This window comes from Clavibacter michiganensis subsp. insidiosus, assembly GCF_002240565.1.
GTDB lineage: Bacteria > Actinomycetota > Actinomycetes > Actinomycetales > Microbacteriaceae > Clavibacter > Clavibacter insidiosus.
In genome coordinates, this window is record NZ_MZMO01000001.1 from 608,289 (window position 1) to 625,424 (window position 17,136).

Genomic DNA, 17,136 nt, shown 5'->3' on the forward strand with positions numbered 1-17,136 from the left:
CATGGCGAACGCCGAAGAGAAGAACACGGCTGACACCGCGACGGCCGACCGCGGTTACCGCAAGTCCCGTCGTGGCTACGTCACCAGCGACAAGATGGACAAGACCATCGTCGTCGAGGTCGAGGACCGCGTGAAGCACCCGCTGTACGGCAAGGTCATCCGCCGCACCTCCAAGGTCAAGGCGCACGACGAGGCGAACACCGCCGGCATCGGCGACCTGGTCCTGATCAACGAGACCCGTCCCCTCAGCGCCTCCAAGCGCTGGCGCCTGGTCGAGATCCTCGAGAAGGCCAAGTAGCCCCGGCTGCTTGGATAAGGAGCAACAGTGATTCAGCAGGAATCCCGCCTCAAGATCGCGGACAACACGGGTGCCAAGGAGATCTTGACCATCCGCGTGCTCGGTGGCTCGGGTCGTCGCTACGCGGGTCTCGGTGACGTCATCGTCGCGACCGTCAAGGACGCGATCCCCGGCGGAAACGTCAAGAAGGGCGAGGTCGTCAAGGCCGTCATCGTCCGCACCAAGAAGGAGACGCGCCGTCCCGACGGCTCGTACATCAAGTTCGACGAGAACGCCGCCGTCATCCTGAACAGCAACGGGGAGCCCCGCGGCACCCGCATCTTCGGACCGGTGGGCCGCGAGCTCCGGGACAAGAAGTTCATGAAGATCATCTCGCTGGCACCGGAGGTCATTTAGTCATGGCGAACATCAAGAAGGGTGACCTCGTGCAGGTCATCACGGGTCGAACGCAGGCCAAGGGCGGCGACCGGGGCAAGCAGGGCCGCGTCCTGTCCGTCCTGGTCGAGCGCAACCGCGTCGTCGTCGAGGGCGTGAACTTCGTCACGAAGCACGTCCGCGTCGGCCAGACGCAGCGCGGCTCCAAGACCGGCGGCATCGAGACCGTCGAGGCGCCCATCCACATCTCCAACGTCGCGCTCGTCGACCCCGAGTCCAAGAAGCCCACGCGAGTCGGCTTCCGGACCGAGCAGGTCGAGAAGGACGGGGTCTCCAAGACCGTCCGCGTCCGCTACGCCAAGAAGTCAGGTAAGGACCTCTAGCAATGACCGACACCGCAACCGCTGGCACGGCCGAGGGCTCCACGCTCCCGCGCCTGAAGCAGAAGTACCGCTCCGAGATCGTCAGCCAGCTGACCGCTGATCTCGGCTTCACGAACGTGCACCAGGTGCCCGGGCTCACGAAGATCGTCGTGAACATGGGCGTCGGCGACGCGGCTCGCGACGGCAAGATCATCGACGGCGCGGTCGCCGACCTCACCAAGATCACGGGCCAGAAGCCGCAGGTCACGAAGGCCCGCAAGTCGATCGCCCAGTTCAAGCTGCGTGAGGGCCAGGCCATCGGCACCCACGTGACGCTGCGCGGCGACCGCATGTGGGAGTTCCTCGACCGCCTGCTGTCCCTCGCCCTGCCCCGCATCCGCGACTTCCGCGGGCTCAGCCCGAAGCAGTTCGACGGCAACGGCAACTACACGTTCGGTCTCAACGAGCAGTCCATGTTCCATGAGATCGACCAGGACCGCATCGACCGGGTCCGCGGCATGGACATCACGGTCGTCACGACCGCTCGGACGGACGACGAGGGACGCGCGCTGCTCAAGGCGCTCGGCTTCCCGTTCCAGACGCCCGAGAACACGCCGTAACCAGCTCCACCCGCATCACCCGCATCACCCGCACGACCAGCACCACCGCACGATCGGCGCCGGGCACCTCCGCCCGGCGCCGCCACCACCACAGGTCGTCATCCGTGTCCGGATGAACGAAACCAGGCGAGAGAGGCATCACCAGATATGACAATGACCGACCCGGTCGCTGACATGCTGACCCGACTCCGGAACGCGAACTCCGCGCACCACGACACGGTCTCCATGCCGCACTCCAAGCTCAAGTCGCACATCGCCGACATCCTCAAGTCCGAGGGCTTCATCGCCGGCTGGGACGTCGCGGACGCCCGCGTCGGCCAGACGCTGACGCTCAGCCTCAAGTTCGGTCCCGACCGTGAGCGCTCCATCCGGGGCATCAAGCGCGTGTCGAAGCCCGGACTGCGCGTGTACGCGAAGTCCGCGGAGATCCCCCAGGTCCTCGGTGGCCTCGGGGTCGCCATCCTGTCCACCTCCTCGGGGCTCCTCACGGACCGCCAGGCTGCGAAGAAGGGCGTGGGTGGGGAAGTCCTCGCCTACGTGTGGTAACGCCATGTCACGTATCGGAAGACTCCCCATCGACGTCCCCGCAGGGGTCGACGTCGCCGTCGACGGCCAGCACGTCACGGTGAAGGGCCCGAAGGGCGAGCTCAGCCTCACCGTCGCGCAGCCCATCCGCGCCGAGGTCCAGGACGGGCAGGTGCTCGTCACCCGTCCGGACGACGAGCGCGAGTCGCGTTCGCTCCACGGCCTGACGCGCAGCCTCATCGCGAACAACATCGTCGGCGTCACCACCGGCTACACCAAGGGCCTCGAGATCGTCGGCACGGGTTACCGCGTCGCGCTCAAGGACAAGGGCGTCGAGTTCGCGCTCGGCTTCTCCCACCCGGTGTACGTCGAGGCGCCCGCGGGCATCAGCTTCACCGTCGAGGGCGTCAACAAGATGACCGTCGTCGGCATCGACAAGCAGCTCGTCGGCGAGACGGCCGCCAACATCCGCAAGATTCGCAAGCCCGAGCCCTACAAGGGCAAGGGCGTCCGCTACGCCGGCGAGAACGTTCGCCGCAAGGCCGGAAAGAGTGGTAAGTGATCATGGCTCTCGGAGTTAGAGGAAAAAGCAAGTCCGCCGCCCGCGGCCGCAGGCACGCACGCCTGCGCAAGAAGGTCGAGGGCACCGAGCTGCGTCCGCGCCTGGTCGTCACCCGTTCGGCCCGCCACGTCTTCGTGCAGGTCGTCGATGACAGCCGTGGTCACACCGTCGCGTCCGCATCGACCCTCGAGGCCGACATGCGCACGTTCGACGGCGACAAGACCGCCAAGTCGCGCAAGGTCGGCGAGCTCGTCGCCGAGCGCGCGAAGGCGGCCGGCGTGGAGAGCGTCGTATTCGATCGTGGTGGCAACCGCTACGCAGGACGCGTCGCGGCCATCGCCGAAGGAGCTCGAGAGGGTGGTCTGAGCCTGTGAGCGCAGCCGAGAACAACAACAAGGAGCCCGAGGTCGTGGCAGTGGCGGAGACGCCCGTCGAGACCGCGGCGTCCACCGCACCCGCGCAGAACGAGGGCCGCGAGGGCCGTCGTGGCGGACGCGACCGGAACCAGGGCGGCCGCGACAGCCGCGGTGGCCGTGATGCCGACAAGAGCCAGTTCCTGGAGCGCGTCGTCACCATCAACCGCGTGTCCAAGGTCGTCAAGGGCGGTCGTCGCTTCAGCTTCACCGCGCTCGTGATCGTCGGAGACGGCAACGGACTGGTGGGCGTCGGCTACGGCAAGGCCCGCGAGGTCCCGACCGCCATCTCCAAGGGCGTCGAGGAGGCGAAGAAGAACTTCTTCCGCGTCCCCCGCATCGGCCTGACCATCCCGCACGCCGTGCAGGGTGAGGCATCCGCCGGAGTCGTCCTCCTGCGCCCCGCGTCCGCGGGTACCGGCGTCATCGCCGGTGGCCCCGTCCGCGCGGTGCTTGAGTGCGCCGGCATCCACGACGTGCTGAGCAAGTCGCTCGGCTCGTCGAACACGATCAACATCGTGCACGCCACGGTCGAGGCGCTCAAGCAGCTCGAGGAGCCGCGCGCCGTCGCAGCCCGTCGTGGGCTCGAGCTGAAGCAGGTCGTCCCGGCCCGCATCCTCCGCGCCCAGCGCGCCGAGGCCGACGCGAAGGCAGGTGTCTGATGGCTCAGCTCCGAGTGACGCAGATCAAGTCCAAGATCAGCGAGAAGCAGAACCAGCGCGACACCCTGCGGAGCCTCGGGCTCCGTCGCATCGGTGCCGTGGTGGTCCGTGAGGACAACGCCCAGAACCGCGGGTACGTGAACACCGTGGCGCACCTGGTCAAGGTGGAGGAGATCGACTGATGGCTGAGAAGAACGAGTCGGCCGAGACGCCCGTGAAGGCGCCCAAGGCCGCACCGAAGAAGACCGCGAAGGCCCCTGCGGCCGCCGCCGCTTCCGCTGAGACGACCACGGTCGGCCCGACGGAGACGGTCAAGCGCGAGCAGGTCCTCAAGATCCACCACCTCCGTCCCGCCGCCGGGGCCAAGAAGGCACGCCAGCGTGTCGGCCGCGGTGAGGGCTCGAAGGGCAAGACCGCGGGTCGTGGCACCAAGGGCACGAAGGCCCGCTACACGGTTCGCGTCGGCTTCGAGGGTGGGCAGATGCCGCTGCACATGCGCACCCCGAAGCTCCGCGGGTTCAAGAACCCGTTCCGCGTCGAGTACCAGGTCGTGAACCTGGAGAAGCTCGCCGTGCTCTACCCTGACGGCGGCGACGTCACCACGAGCGACCTGGTCGCGAAGGGTGCCGTGCGCAAGAACGAGAAGGTCAAGGTCCTCGGGGACGGCGACATCTCGGTTAAGCTGACGGTTGCTGTCGACAAGGTCTCCGGCTCCGCTGCGGAGAAGATCGTCGCAGCAGGCGGCTCCGTCAAGTAGCGCTTCAGGACGCAACGGCAGGGGCGGTCGGGAAACCGACCGCCCCTACCGGCACCTGGGGCCGCATCGGGTCGGCCCGACCCCCGCCTCCCGGCGGACCTCCCACAGAAAGCAGGACACCCTCCGTGTTGAGCGCCGTCGTCAGGATCTTCCGCACCCCCGATCTGCGTCGCAAGATCGGGTTCACGCTGGGCATCATCGCCCTCTTCCGCCTCGGATCCTTCATCCCGGCGCCGTTCGTCGACTTCGCCAACGTGCAGTCGTGCCTCGCGGCCAACCAGGGCACCTCGGGCCTCTACGAGCTCGTCAACCTCTTCAGCGGCGGAGCGCTCCTGAAGCTCTCCATCTTCGCGCTGGGCATCATGCCGTACATCACGGCGTCGATCATCGTCCAGCTGCTCCGCGTGGTCATCCCGCACTTCGACACCCTCTACAAGGAGGGCCAGTCCGGCCAGGCCAAGCTCACGCAGTACACGCGCTACCTCACGATCGCCCTCGCGGTGCTCCAGTCCACGACGCTCATCACGGTCGCGCGCAGCGGTGCGCTCTTCGGCCAGACCAACGTCAGCGCCTGCACGCAGCTCGTCACGAACGACGCCTGGTACGCGATCATGCTCATGGTCATCACGATGACCGCCGGCACCGGCCTCATCATGTGGATGGGCGAGCTCATCACCGAGCGCGGCATCGGCAACGGCATGTCGCTCCTCATCTTCACGTCGGTCGCAGCCGCGTTCCCGACCTCGCTCATCGCGATCCAGCAGAGCCGCGGCTGGGAGGTCTTCCTCCTGGTCATCTTCGTCGGCCTCCTCGTCGTCGCCGCCGTCGTCTACGTCGAGCAGTCGCAGCGCCGCATCCCCGTGCAGTACGCCAAGCGCATGGTCGGCCGCCGCACCTACGGCGGCAACAACACGTACATCCCGATCAAGGTGAACATGGCCGGCGTCGTGCCCGTCATCTTCGCGTCGTCGCTGCTGTACCTGCCGGCCCTGGTCGCGCAGTTCAACCAACCCGCCGTCGGCCAGGCGCCGGCGCCGTGGGTGCAGTGGATCACCGACAACCTCACGACGGGCGACCACCCGCTCTACATGGCGATGTACTTCCTGCTCATCGTCGGCTTCACGTACTTCTACGTCGCCATCACCTTCAACCCGGAGGAGGTCGCCGACAACATGAAGAAGTACGGCGGCTTCATCCCCGGGATCCGCGCGGGACGCCCGACGGCCGAGTACCTCGACTACGTGCTCACGCGCATCACGCTGCCGGGCTCGCTGTACCTGGGCCTCATCGCGCTCCTGCCGCTCATCGCGCTCTCGCTCGTCGGCGCCAACCAGAACTTCCCGTTCGGTGGCGCGAGCATCCTGATCGTGGTCGGCGTCGGCCTCGAGACGGTGAAGCAGATCGACTCGCAGCTGCAGCAGCGGCACTACGAGGGGCTGCTCAAGTGACCCGGCTCCTGATCGTCGGCCCTCCCGGCGCGGGCAAGGGCACGCAGGCGAAGCGCATCGCCGCCGAGCACGGGATCCCGGACATCTCCACCGGCGACATCTTCCGCCAGAACATCAAGGACGGCACCGAGCTCGGCCGGCAGGTGCAGGCCCTCGTGGACGCGGGCAACTACGTCCCCGACGAGCTCACCAACGGCCTCGTCACCGCGCGCCTCCAGGAGGAGGACGCGCAGGCCGGCTTCCTGCTCGACGGGTACCCGCGCACGCTCGACCAGGTCGCGTACCTGGAGGAGCTGTTGCAGGGCTGGGGCCAGGAGCTCGACGCCGTCATCCAGCTCGTCGCCGACGAGGAGGAGGTCGTCGCCCGCCTCACGCGCCGAGCGGCCGAGCAGGGGCGCGCCGACGACGGCGAGGCCGAGATCCGCCACCGCCAGGAGGTCTACGTCCGCGAGACGAGCCCCCTCATCGACGTGTACCGCGACCGCGGACTGCTCGTCGAGGTCGACGGGCTGGGCGAGGTCGACGAGGTCGCGGAGCGCATCCGCACGGCCCTCGCGGGCCGCGGCGTCCGTCCCTCCTCCGACGCCGGTCGCGCGTAGCGACGTGGGCGCGCTCCGTCGCACGCCGGGGATCTACAAGAGCCCGGACGAGATCCGCCGCATGGTCGCGCCCGGCCTCGCGACCGCCGCGTCGCTCGACGCCGTCCGCGGGCTCATCGCCCCCGGCGTCACGACGGGCGAGCTCGACGCCGCCGCCGATGCCGCCATCCGCGCGCTCGGCGGCCACTCCAACTTCCAGCTCGTGCCGGGCTACCGCCACACGGTGTGCGTCTCCGTCAACGACGAGGTCGTGCACGGCATCCCCGGCGACCGCGTGCTGCAGCCGGGCGACATCGTCTCGGTCGACAGCGGCGCCGAGATCGACGGCTGGAACGGCGACTCGGCCATGACGGTCGTGGTGCCGGATCCCGCGCGCCCCGACGTCGTCGAGGCCCGCGAGCGGCTGTCCCGCGTCACCGAGGACTCGCTCTGGGCCGGCATCGCGCGGCTCGCGACCGCGTCGCACCTCAACGAGGTGGGCGAGGCCGTCGAGGAGAGCGTCGAGGCGGCCGGGTCCTTCGGCATCGTCATGGAGTACACCGGGCACGGCATCGGCCGGAGCATGCACGAGGATCCGCCGGTCTTCAACTACCGCGTGCGCGGCAAGGGCCCCGCGGTCAAGCCCGGGCTCGTCGTCGCGATCGAGCCGATGGTCACCGACGGCGAGGCGGAGACGCGCGTCCTCGACGACGACTGGACCGTCGCCACGGTCGACGGCAGCATGGCCTCGCACTGGGAGCACTCGGTCGCGGTGCACGCGCGCGGCATCTGGGTGCTCACGCTCGCCGACGGCGGCGCCTCGCGCCTCGTGCCGCTCGGCGTCACGCCCGTCGCGCCCTGACCGCCGCGCCCGCCTGATCCGCCCGGACGCCCGCGCGTCTGCCGGTCAGGTGTCCATGACGTGCACGAGCTCCTCGATGAAGGAGCCGTGCGAGCCGGACGCCCGCATGATCGCCTGCACGTCGCGGTGGTCGGAGAACACCTCGACGAACTGGTCGAACACGTGCTGGAAGCTCGTGCGTCCGCTCGCGCTGAAGGCCACGAGCGCGACCACGTGCACGCGGTTGCCGCCCCACTGCATCGCCTGGTCGTTGACGACGATGGCGATGGCCGTGCGGTGCGCCGTCATGGCCAGCGAGTGCGGCACCGCGAGCGTGTCGGTGAAGGCCGTCGACGACAGGCGCTCGCGCTCGATGGCGCCGTCGATGTACTCGGGCTCGATGATGCCCTGCTCCACCATCCGCTGACCGAGCAGGCGAATCATCGCCTCCTCGTCGGGCGCGTGCAGGTCCCGGAAGAACAGCGACTCGTCGAGGAAGCGCAGCAGGTCGTGCTTCATGGAGCTGCGGCGCGCGTGGCGGCGGACGCGGGCGACGGCGCGGCGGATCGCCTCGATGTCGTCGGGCGTCGGCAGCGGCTGGACGACAACGACGTCGTCGCCGGGCGGACGCGTGCCGGTCGCGTCGATGACGAGCTGCACGCCGAGGGCGTCCGCGTCGACGTCGGTGCGCGTGACCACGGCGTCCACGCTGATGTCCGCGCCGAGCGCCTGCTCGATGCGCTGGCGCATGATCTGGTGCAGGTCGTAGTAGTTCGGGCACACGAGCGCGCACGCCACGCGGTCGTCGCGCCGGGCGACGCGCTCCCGGTGCGAACCCACGTGCAGCGCGATGTACGCGATCTCGTCGTCGTTGATCGCGATGCCGCGCCGCCGCTGCACCTCGCTCGCGATGAACACCGCGATCTCGTACGTCATCGGGTAGGAGGTCTTGATGGAGCGGGCTAGCGGGTTGCGGGAGAAGGAGCGGTCGGCGGCGCGCGCCACCAGGTTGCCGAGGTGCAGCGAGAAGCGGACCGTGAAGTCCTCGTCCTCGAGGTCCACCAGGTACTCCTGCTTCACGCGGCGCACGATGGCGCGCACCACATCGAGGTCGCTCTCCACGACGTGCTCGCGCATCACGGTGGCCAGCGACTGCTCGTTGCCGGGGGTGACGACGCGCGTGCGGACGAGGAGCGCGAGGTAGGCGACGTCGCCCGCGGGCACCGGCGCGTCGAAGTGGGCGGCGAGGAGGCGGGCCAGCACGGTCCGGATCGCGAGCGCGGTGGGGTCGACGGAGGGCACGGGCGACGAGGCGCCGTCGGCGGTCGGGTGCGCGTCGTCCTGGGCGTCGTCCGCTGCGGGATCCGCGTCCGCGTCCGCGTCCGTCCGCCGCGGCGCCCGCGCCAGCCGGTCGACCGCGATGGCCACGTGCAGCAGCACGTTGTCGACGCCGTACTCGTTGACGAAGAAGCCGCCCTCGGTCAGCTCCCGGACGAGGTCCGTCTTGAACGCGCGGAGCGAGTCGGACGCGAACTCCCGCTGCACGGTCTCGAGCGACAGGAAGCCCTGCGCGCTCTCGTCGCGGAACATGCGCGACAGCAGCCGGCGGAAGTCGCGCTCCGAGCCCTCGAGCGCGACCGTGGATCCCGCGCGGCCGAGGGCGAGGCCGGCGTCCTCGACGAGCGCGCGCACCTTGCGGAGGTCCGCCTCGACCGTGGACTCGCTCACGTGCAGCTCGTCCGCGAGCGCGAAGACGTCGAGGCCGTCGGGGGCGTCGCCGAGGCGGCGCACGAGGGCGTGGAGGCGGTCGCGGGGCGTGCCCTGCGGGTCACCGCCCGAGCGCGTCGCGAGGTGGCGCGCGTAGCTCCCGGCGTCGATCCGGTAGCCGTCGGGGGAGGAGGCCACGCCCACGGTCGAGCGCTCGCGCACCGCGGTGACGTAGTTGCGGACGCTGCGCGTCGTGACGCCGAGGCGGTCCGCGAGCTCGCCGGCCTCGACCCAGCGGTCGGCCGTGGACAGGTAGTCCAGCAGCCTCTCCTGGTTCTCGCTCAGCATGGTCGTCTCCCTGCGCGGCGGCTCGCGTCCCCGGGCGGCGGACCGAGCGTGCCGCTCTCGGAGACGAGTCAACCATCCGCTCCCGCCCGGGACGCCCGCGGGAGCGCCCGCCGGCCCCGTCTTCCTACCCCGCGGAAGCGGATCTGCTGGCACCCGCGGCCTCCCGCGGAGCACGATGAGACGACCAGCGACGACGCGAGGAGGCACAGCATGACCGGGAGGATCCTCGTCGTCTGCGGCTCCGGCGCATCCAGCACCTTCCTCGCCCAGCGCCTCCGCGCGCTCGCCGAGGAGGACGGGCTCGAGATCGAGGCCGTCGCCGGATCCCTCGCCCAGGTGCGCCTCGACGCCGCGGGCATGGACGTCGTCCTCCTCGGCGCCCACCTCGCCGATCGCCTCGACGCCGTGCGCGAAGCCGCCGCCGACGAGGGCGCGACCGCGGTGCTCCTCGACGCCGACGCCGCGCGTCCCGAGGGCGCGCGCGCCGCGCTCGACCGGGCCGTCGCCGCCATGCGCCAGGGCGCCCGCTCGCTCCGCCTCGCGCCGGGCCTCCACGGCCGCCCCCTCGGGGGATCCCCGCCCGTCGCCTGACCGCACCGGCGCCCGCGCCGGCCCCGCACGACCGCACGACCCGCAGCACCGCACGATGACCGCCACCAGGGCCCCGACGACGGGGCCGACAGAAGGAGCCACCATGGCAGAACGCACCGTCACCATCGCCTCGTCGCACGGGCTGCACGCCCGCCCCGCCTCGCTGTTCACGCAGGCCGCCGCGAAGGCCGGGATCCCCGTGCAGCTCGCCAAGGGCGACCGCAGCGTCAACGCCGCGAGCATCCTCGGCGTGATCTCCCTGGGCGTCGACACGGGCGACGAGGTCGTCGTCTCCGCCGAGGGCGAGAACGCCGAGCAGGTCGTCACCGACCTCGCTACGCTCCTCGAGTCCGACCTGGACGCCGCATGAGCTCCCGCACGCTCCAGGGCATCGGCATCGGCCGGGGATCCGCCGTCGGTCCCGTCGTCCGCATGCCCGACCCGCTGCCCGAGCCCGGCGACACCGCGAGCACCCTGACCGCCGACGAGGAGCGCATCCGCGTGAGCGCGTCGCTCGCCGCGACCGCCGCCGACATACGCATCCGCGGGGAGAAGGCCGGCGGTGCCGCGAAGGACGTGCTCGAGGCGCAGGCCTTCATGGCCGAGGACCCGACGCTCGTCGACGACATCACCGCGCGCCTCGCCACGGGTCGCACCGCCGAGCGCGCCGTGCACGAGGCGTTCGCGGGCTTCCGCGACCTGCTCCTCAGCATGGGCGGCTACATGGGGGAGCGCGCCACCGACCTCGACGACGTCTCGCAGCGCGTCGTCGCGCACCTGCAGGGCGTCGCCGCCCCCGGCGTGCCGGGTCCCGACCACGCCTTCGTGCTCGTCGCGCGCGACCTCGCGCCCGCCGACACCGCGCTCCTCGACCTCGACAAGGTCCTCGCCCTCATCACGACCGACGGCGGACCCACCTCGCACACGGCGATCCTCGCCCGCGAGAAGGCGATCGTCGCGGTCGTCGGCGTCGCCGCGGCCGCCGACCTCGCCGACGGCGAGACCGTCGTGGTCGACGCGCTCACGGGCGCCGTCACCGTCGCCCCGACGCCGGAGGAGGAGTCCGCCGCGCGCGACGCCATCGCCGCCCGGAAGGCGCGCGTCGCCGTCCCCACCGGACCGGGCGCGCTCGCCGACGGCACCGCGATCCCCCTCCTCGCCAACCTCGGATCCGCCGACGGCGCGTCCGACGCGGTCGAGAAGGGTGCCGAGGGCGTCGGCCTCTTCCGCACGGAGTTCCTCTTCCTCGACGCCACGAGCGCGCCGTCGGTCGACGAGCAGCGGGAGCACTACACGCGCCTGCTCGAGGCGTTCCCCGGGCAGAAGGTCGTCGTCCGCGCGCTCGACGCCGGCGCCGACAAGCCGCTGAGCTTCCTCAACGACGCCGACGAGGAGAACCCGGCCCTCGGGCTCCGCGGACTCCGCGCGCTGCGGGCCAACGAGCAGATCCTCCGCGACCAGCTCACCGCGCTCGCGCAGGCCGACGCCGCCACCGACGCCGATCTCTGGGTCATGGCGCCCATGGTCTCGACCGTCGAGGAGGCGCGCTACTTCACGGCGCTCGGCCGCGAGCTCGGCCTGAAGACGGTCGGCGTGATGGTGGAGGTCCCGTCCTCCGCGCTCCTCGCCGACCGGATCCTCGCCAACGCCGACTTCGCGAGCATCGGCACCAACGACCTCACGCAGTACACGCTCGCGGCCGACCGGCTGCTGGGATCCGTGGCCGCGTTCCAGGACCCGTGGCACCCCGCCGTCCTCCGCCTCGTGCAGGAGGTCGGCACCGCGGGCCGCGCGCTCGGCAAGCCCGTGGGCATCTGCGGCGAGGCGGCGGCCGACCCGCTGCTCGCCGTCGTGCTCGTCGGCCTCGGCGCCACCAGCCTCTCGATGTCGCCCGCGGCCCTCGCCGACGTGCGCGCCGAGCTCGCCCTCCACACGCGCGAGGAGGCGGAGGCCCTGGCCGCCGTCGCCCTCGCCGCCGACAGCGCCGTCGAGGCGCGCGCCGCGGTCACTGCGGCATCGGCGCCCGTCACCGTCTGACCCGCACCACCGACCCGCACGGCCCTCTCCACCGCACCACCGCACATTCCCCTCACGGCAGCACGGCGGGCCGCAGCAGGCCCGCCACCACCACGAACAGGAGCACCACCCCCATGACGACGACGTCACCCACCCGCAGCACGGGACAGTCCGTGCGGCTCGGCGTGCAGAAGTTCGGCACGTTCCTCAGCGGCATGATCATGCCGAACATCGCGGCGTTCATCGCCTGGGGCCTGCTCACGGCCCTGTTCATCCCGGACGGCTACCTGCCGAACGCGGACATCGCCCAGCTGATCAGCCCGATCCTGTTCTTCCTCCTGCCGCTGCTCATCGCGAACACCGGCGGCCGCATGGTCTACGACGCGCGCGGCGGCGTGGTCGCGACCATCGCGACCATGGGCGTCATCGCCGGCACCATCGGCGACCCCTACTACGACGGCGGCAGCCCGATGTTCCTCGGCGCCATGATCACGGGCCCGCTCGCGGCGTACCTGCTCAAGGTCATCGAGCGGCTCTGGATCGACCGCATCCGCCCCGGCTTCGAGATGCTCGTCAACAACTTCTCCGCCGGGATCCTCGGCGCGGTCTTCGCGATCGGCGCCTTCTTCGGCCTCACCCCGGTGATCCGCGCGATCACGTCGGTCCTGGGCGGCGGCGTCGGCTTCCTCGTCGACAACAACCTGCTGCCGCTCACGAGCATCGTGATCGAGCCCGCGAAGGTGCTGTTCCTCAACAACGCCATCAACCAGGGCATCCTCACGCCGCTCGGCACCGCCGAGTCGCTCGAGAAGGGCAAGAGCATCCTGTTCCTGCTCGAGGCGAACCCCGGCCCCGGCCTCGGCGTGCTCCTCGCGTTCGCGATCTTCGGCGCGGGTGCCGCCCGCTCCACCGCCCCCGGCGCGATCCTCATCCAGTTCGTCGGTGGCATCCACGAGATCTACTTCCCCTACGTGCTCTCCAAGCCGCTCCTGTTCCTCGCGGTCATCGCGGGTGGCGCCTCGGGCGTCGCGACCAACGTCGCGTTCGGCTCGGGCCTCCGCGCCCCCGCCTCGCCCGGCAGCATCATCGCCGTGCTCGGCCAGACGGCCAGCGACAGCTTCATCGGCGTGATCCTCTCGGTCATCATCTCGGCCGCGGTCACCTTCGTCGTCGCGGCGGTCATCCTCCGCACCGGCAAGAAGACCGAGGGCGACTTCGGCGCCGCGGTCGCCGCGACGCAGGCCAACAAGGGCAAGGAGTCCTCGATCCTCTCCGGGCTCGGCGCCGAGACCGGCACCGCGGGCACGGTCGGCGGCCTCGCCGACGGCACGACCAGCGCGGGCACGGACGGCGGCACGGCCACGGCCACCCGCATCCAGGACATCGTGTTCGCCTGCGACGCCGGCATGGGCTCGTCCGCCATGGGTGCGTCGGTGCTCCGCAACAAGATGAAGAAGGCCGGCCTCACCGACGTCACGGTCGTCAACAAGGCGATCGCCGCCCTCGACGGCACGGCCGACCTCGTGATCACGCAGCGCGAGCTCACCGACCGCGCCCGCCAGAAGAGCCCGTCGTCGGAGCATGTCTCCGTCGACAACTTCATGAACTCGCCGCGCTACGACGAGATCGTGGAGCTGGTCCGGAAGCAGCGCTCGGACAGCTGATCACCCGGGTCCGCCCTCGCGGCGGACCCCCGCACCACCGCACCGCGGGGGCCGGGCCATGCTGGAAGGCGCCCGTCCCCCGCATCACGCACACACGTCAGGAGCACCATGTCGAACGTCCTCGAACCCGCCCAGATCCGCGTCGGCGGCACCGCCGCGAGCGTGGAGGAGGCCATCGCCGAGGCGGCGGGCATCCTCGTCGCCGCGGGCGCCGTCACCCCCGAGTACCAGGGCTTCATGCTCGAGCGCGAGAACAGCGTCTCGACCTACATGGGCAACCTCCTCGCCATCCCGCACGGCACCAACGAGGGCAAGGACACGATCCTCGACTCGGCGCTCTCCTTCGTCCGATACGACGCCCCCATCGACTGGGCGGGCAACGAGGTGCGCTTCGTCGTCGGCATCGCCGGAAAGGACAACGGCCACCTCGACATCCTCAGCAAGATCGCCATCATCTTCAGCGACGACGACGAGGTGCAGAAGCTCGTCGACGCCCCCGACGCCGAGGCGCTGTACGCCCTCCTGGCCGAGGTGAACGAGGCGTGAAGGCCGTCCACTTCGGCGCCGGCAACATCGGCCGCGGCTTCGTCGGGCTGATCCTGCACGAGGCCGGCTACGAGGTCGTCTTCGCCGACGTCAACGCCGAGCTCATCGGGCACCTGGCCACCGCCGACTCCTACCGCGTCACCGAGGTCGGCCCGCACGCGCGCGACTGGACGGTCACGGGCTTCCGCGCGATCGACAGCGCGGCGGACGGCGAGGCGCTCATCCGGGAGATCGCGACGGCCGACGTCGTGACCACGGCTGTAGGCCCCAACATCCTCCGCTTCGTCGCCCCGGCGATCGCCGCGGGCCTCCGCGCGCGCTCCGCCGACCTCGGGCCCGTCGCCGTCATGGCCTGCGAGAACGCGATCAACGCGACCGACACCCTCCGCGCCGAGATCGAGAAGGCCCTCGGCGACGAGACGGACGCCCTCGACCGCGCCGTCTTCGCGAACACGGCCGTCGACCGCATCGTGCCGAACCAGGATCCCGCCGCGGGCCTCGACGTGACCGTCGAGGACTTCTCGGAGTGGGTCGTGGAGCGCACGCCGTTCGGCGACCACGTGCCCGTGATCCCCGGCGCCACGTTCGTCGACGACCTCGCGCCCTACATCGAGCGGAAGCTCTTCACGGTGAACACGGGCCACGCCACCGTCGCGTACCACGGCTACGCGCGCGGCGCCGTGAGCCAGTCGGACGCGATGGCGATCCCCGAGGTCGCCGACGAGGTGCGCCGGGTGCTCGAGGAGACGAGTGCGCTGCTCGTCGCCAAGCACGGGCTCGACGAGGCCGAGCAGGCGGCGTACCGCGCGAAGAACCTCGCGCGCTTCGCGAACACGGCGCTCGCCGACACCGTCGAGCGCGTCGGCCGCCAGCCGCTGCGCAAGCTCTCCCGCGAGGAGCGCTTCGTGGGTCCCGCCGCGCAGCTCGCCGAGCGCGGGCTCCCGCACGACGCGCTCGTGCGCGCGATGGGGCAGGCGCTCCGCTTCGACCCCGCGGGCGACCCGCAGGCGCTCGAGCTGCAGGGGCTGCTCGCGACGGACACGGCGGCCGACCTCGTCCGCCGCGTGACGGGGCTGGACGACCAGCACCCGCTGACGGCCGACCTCGTCGCCGTCGTCGACGCCGCGCAGGCCGACCGCCGCAGCGCGCCGCGCCACCGCGCGTAGTCGGAGCGGCAGCACCACGAGCACCAGCACCACGAGAACGGGCCGGACGGGCGACCGTCCGGCCCGTCGTGCGTCCGCTAGCGCAGGATCCGCGGATCCGCCCGCGACACGCGGGGAGAATTGCGACACGCCCGGGGATGCCGTACTCTCGACCCTTGGTGCTCGGCCGCCTCCCGGCGTGCCACCAGCACCTGCGTCTCACCATGATGCGCATCCGCACGAACAGCAGACACCACCTCTAGCGACAGTGAGTATATGGCCAAGAAAGACGGCGTCATCGAGATCGAAGGCGGAGTTGTCGAAGCTCTGCCGAACGCGATGTTCCGCGTTGAGCTGAGCAACGGGCACAAGGTCCTCGCCCACATCTCGGGCAAGATGCGTCAGCACTACATCCGCATCCTCCCCGAGGACCGCGTGATCGTGGAGCTGAGCCCGTACGACCTCACCCGCGGCCGGATCGTCTACCGCTACAAGTAGGCCTGCTGCACAAGGAACGGCCCCGCATCCGCGGCGGCACGAGGCCAGCGAGAACGAAGGCAAGGAAGCATCATGAAGGTCAACCCCAGCGTCAAGAGGATCTGCGAGAAGTGCAAGGTCATCCGACGCAACGGCCGCGTGCGCGTCATCTGCGACAACCCGCGCCACAAGCAGGTCCAGGGCTAGTCAGCACGACCGCACGGCACCACCCGCACCACCCAGAGAAGAACGACAGCAGCGCCGGAAGCCGGGGTCCTGAGGGATCCGGGGGACACCATCGGTCGGAGGCCGATGCACAGGCTCTGCTGCAGACCTCCATCCATCACCAGGAGAAGCCTCAATGGCACGTCTAGCAGGCGTCGACCTCCCGCGCGACAAGCGCGTCGAGATCGCACTCACGTACATCTACGGCGTCGGCCGCACCTCGAGCGTCAAGACCCTCGAGGACACCGGCATCGACAAGAACATCCGCGTCAAGGACCTGAGCGACGACCAGCTCATCGCCCTCCGCGACTACATCGACGGGAACTTCAAGGTGGAGGGCGACCTCCGCCGCGAGGTGGCCGCCGACATCCGACGCAAGGTCGAGATCGGCAGCTACGAGGGCATCCGCCACCGCCGCGGCCTCCCTGTCCACGGGCAGCGCACGAAGACCAACGCTCGTACCCGCAAGGGCCCGAAGCGCACCGTAGCCGGCAAGAAGAAGGCGCGCTAGGCCCTCGGCCCGCGCCTCGCCACCCGTAGACACAGGAGAATTCCATGGCAGCACCCAAGTCGGCTGTTCGCAAGCCGCGCCGCAAGGACAAGAAGAACATCGCCGTGGGCCAGGCCCACATCAAGAGCACCTTCAACAACACCATCGTCTCGATCACGGACCCCACCGGTGCCGTCATCAGCTGGGCGTCCTCGGGCGTCGTCGGCTACAACGGCTCGCGCAAGTCGACGCCGTTCGCCGCGCAGCTCGCCGCCGAGTCGGCCGCCCGCCAGGCGCAGGAGCACGGCATGAAGAAGGTCGACGTGTTCGTCAAGGGACCCGGCTCCGGCCGTGAGACCGCGATCCGCTCGCTCCAGGCCGCCGGCCTCGAGGTGGGCTCGATCAACGACGTCACCCCGCAGGCGCACAACGGCTGCCGCCCGCCCAAGCGCCGCCGCGTCTAGCTCGCGCTGATCGGCCGCTGCC

General features: G+C 70.6%; 24 protein-coding genes. 23 read left to right on the forward strand and 1 reads right to left on the reverse strand.

Annotated features, from left to right (window positions below; all coding sequences use genetic code 11):
- The first annotated feature begins 1 nt into the window (after position 1).
- From rpsQ to map, 13 genes are all read left to right on the forward strand, one after another.
- Positions 2–298, forward strand: a complete 297-nt coding sequence (gene rpsQ / locus B5P21_RS03255) for a 30S ribosomal protein S17 (protein WP_012039297.1) — start codon at positions 2–4, stop codon at positions 296–298.
- A 27-nt stretch (positions 299–325) separates the two neighbouring features.
- The gene (gene rplN, locus B5P21_RS03260) at positions 326–694 is read left to right on the forward strand and encodes a 50S ribosomal protein L14 (RefSeq protein ID WP_012039296.1); all 369 of its coding nucleotides are present in this window, start codon (positions 326–328) and stop codon (positions 692–694) included.
- Positions 695–696: 2 nt separating this feature from the next.
- Complete coding sequence (gene rplX, locus B5P21_RS03265) at positions 697–1,056, forward strand: 50S ribosomal protein L24 (RefSeq protein WP_015491186.1); 360 nt, start codon at positions 697–699, stop codon at positions 1,054–1,056.
- Positions 1,057–1,058: 2 nt separating this feature from the next.
- Positions 1,059–1,655 (forward strand): 50S ribosomal protein L5, encoded by a 597-nt coding sequence (gene rplE / locus B5P21_RS03270; RefSeq protein ID WP_045529617.1) that lies wholly within the window; start codon positions 1,059–1,061, stop codon positions 1,653–1,655.
- 147 nt (positions 1,656–1,802) lie between these two features.
- Positions 1,803–2,201, forward strand: a complete 399-nt coding sequence (rpsH, locus tag B5P21_RS03275) for a 30S ribosomal protein S8 (protein ID WP_012039293.1) — start codon at positions 1,803–1,805, stop codon at positions 2,199–2,201.
- Between the two features lie 4 nt (positions 2,202–2,205).
- Positions 2,206–2,742, forward strand: coding sequence for a 50S ribosomal protein L6 (rplF, locus tag B5P21_RS03280; protein WP_045529615.1), 537 nt, complete (start codon positions 2,206–2,208; stop codon positions 2,740–2,742).
- A 2-nt stretch (positions 2,743–2,744) separates the two neighbouring features.
- Entirely contained in the window at positions 2,745–3,116 is a 372-nt protein-coding gene (gene rplR / locus B5P21_RS03285) for a 50S ribosomal protein L18 (RefSeq protein ID WP_012039291.1), read from the forward strand.
- Positions 3,117–3,151: 35 nt separating this feature from the next.
- Positions 3,152–3,817: a 30S ribosomal protein S5 gene (rpsE, locus tag B5P21_RS03290; protein ID WP_094171386.1), complete on the forward strand. Its 666-nt coding sequence runs from the start codon at positions 3,152–3,154 to the stop codon at positions 3,815–3,817.
- A complete protein-coding gene (gene rpmD, locus B5P21_RS03295; RefSeq protein WP_012039289.1) occupies positions 3,817–3,999 on the forward strand; it encodes a 50S ribosomal protein L30 in 183 nt (60 codons plus the stop codon). The genes rpsE and rpmD overlap by 1 nt, the downstream gene beginning before the upstream one ends.
- Entirely contained in the window at positions 3,999–4,574 is a 576-nt protein-coding gene (gene rplO / locus B5P21_RS03300) for a 50S ribosomal protein L15 (protein WP_094170759.1), read from the forward strand. Before rpmD ends, rplO begins: the two co-directional genes overlap by 1 nt.
- A gap of 125 nt (positions 4,575–4,699) precedes the next feature.
- Positions 4,700–6,022, forward strand: a complete 1,323-nt coding sequence (gene secY, locus B5P21_RS03305) for a preprotein translocase subunit SecY (RefSeq protein WP_045529611.1) — start codon at positions 4,700–4,702, stop codon at positions 6,020–6,022.
- Positions 6,019–6,621: an adenylate kinase gene (locus B5P21_RS03310; protein ID WP_045529609.1), complete on the forward strand. Its 603-nt coding sequence runs from the start codon at positions 6,019–6,021 to the stop codon at positions 6,619–6,621. The genes secY and B5P21_RS03310 overlap by 4 nt, the downstream gene beginning before the upstream one ends.
- A gap of 4 nt (positions 6,622–6,625) precedes the next feature.
- Positions 6,626–7,462: a type I methionyl aminopeptidase gene (map, locus tag B5P21_RS03315; protein ID WP_045529607.1), complete on the forward strand. Its 837-nt coding sequence runs from the start codon at positions 6,626–6,628 to the stop codon at positions 7,460–7,462.
- Between the two features lie 45 nt (positions 7,463–7,507).
- On the opposite strand, the gene B5P21_RS03320 is transcribed toward map, so the two are convergent.
- Positions 7,508–9,496 (reverse strand): BglG family transcription antiterminator, encoded by a 1,989-nt coding sequence (locus B5P21_RS03320; protein WP_094170760.1) that lies wholly within the window; start codon positions 9,494–9,496, stop codon positions 7,508–7,510.
- Positions 9,497–9,706: 210 nt separating this feature from the next.
- Between B5P21_RS03320 and B5P21_RS03325 the strand changes: the two genes are divergently transcribed.
- The 10 genes from B5P21_RS03325 (at position 9,707) to rpsK (ending at position 17,114) form a co-directional block, all read left to right on the forward strand.
- Entirely contained in the window at positions 9,707–10,087 is a 381-nt protein-coding gene (locus B5P21_RS03325; RefSeq protein ID WP_015491177.1) for a PTS sugar transporter subunit IIB, read from the forward strand.
- A gap of 103 nt (positions 10,088–10,190) precedes the next feature.
- Positions 10,191–10,457 carry an HPr family phosphocarrier protein gene (locus B5P21_RS03330; protein WP_012039282.1) on the forward strand — a complete coding sequence of 89 codons (267 nt, stop codon included), beginning with the start codon at positions 10,191–10,193 and terminating at the stop codon, positions 10,455–10,457.
- A complete protein-coding gene (gene ptsP / locus B5P21_RS03335) occupies positions 10,454–12,124 on the forward strand; it encodes a phosphoenolpyruvate--protein phosphotransferase (protein WP_080939339.1) in 1,671 nt (556 codons plus the stop codon). The genes B5P21_RS03330 and ptsP overlap by 4 nt, the downstream gene beginning before the upstream one ends.
- Before the next feature lie 113 nt (positions 12,125–12,237).
- On the forward strand, positions 12,238–13,767 hold the full coding sequence (locus tag B5P21_RS03340; protein WP_045529603.1) for a PTS mannitol transporter subunit IIBC: 1,530 nt from the start codon (positions 12,238–12,240) through the stop codon (positions 13,765–13,767).
- Between the two features lie 108 nt (positions 13,768–13,875).
- Complete coding sequence (locus B5P21_RS03345) at positions 13,876–14,313, forward strand: PTS mannitol transporter subunit IIA (protein WP_045529601.1); 438 nt, start codon at positions 13,876–13,878, stop codon at positions 14,311–14,313.
- Positions 14,310–15,479, forward strand: coding sequence for a mannitol-1-phosphate 5-dehydrogenase (locus B5P21_RS03350; RefSeq protein WP_045529599.1), 1,170 nt, complete (start codon positions 14,310–14,312; stop codon positions 15,477–15,479). Before B5P21_RS03345 ends, B5P21_RS03350 begins: the two co-directional genes overlap by 4 nt.
- Positions 15,480–15,734: 255 nt before the next feature.
- The gene (gene infA / locus B5P21_RS03355) at positions 15,735–15,956 is read left to right on the forward strand and encodes a translation initiation factor IF-1 (RefSeq protein ID WP_012039277.1); all 222 of its coding nucleotides are present in this window, start codon (positions 15,735–15,737) and stop codon (positions 15,954–15,956) included.
- 72 nt (positions 15,957–16,028) lie between these two features.
- On the forward strand, positions 16,029–16,142 hold the full coding sequence (gene rpmJ, locus B5P21_RS03360; RefSeq protein ID WP_012039276.1) for a 50S ribosomal protein L36: 114 nt from the start codon (positions 16,029–16,031) through the stop codon (positions 16,140–16,142).
- Positions 16,143–16,296: 154 nt separating this feature from the next.
- The gene (gene rpsM, locus B5P21_RS03365) at positions 16,297–16,671 is read left to right on the forward strand and encodes a 30S ribosomal protein S13 (RefSeq protein WP_015491172.1); all 375 of its coding nucleotides are present in this window, start codon (positions 16,297–16,299) and stop codon (positions 16,669–16,671) included.
- A gap of 44 nt (positions 16,672–16,715) precedes the next feature.
- Positions 16,716–17,114: a 30S ribosomal protein S11 gene (gene rpsK / locus B5P21_RS03370; RefSeq protein ID WP_012039274.1), complete on the forward strand. Its 399-nt coding sequence runs from the start codon at positions 16,716–16,718 to the stop codon at positions 17,112–17,114.
- The last annotated feature ends 22 nt before the right edge of the window (positions 17,115–17,136 follow it).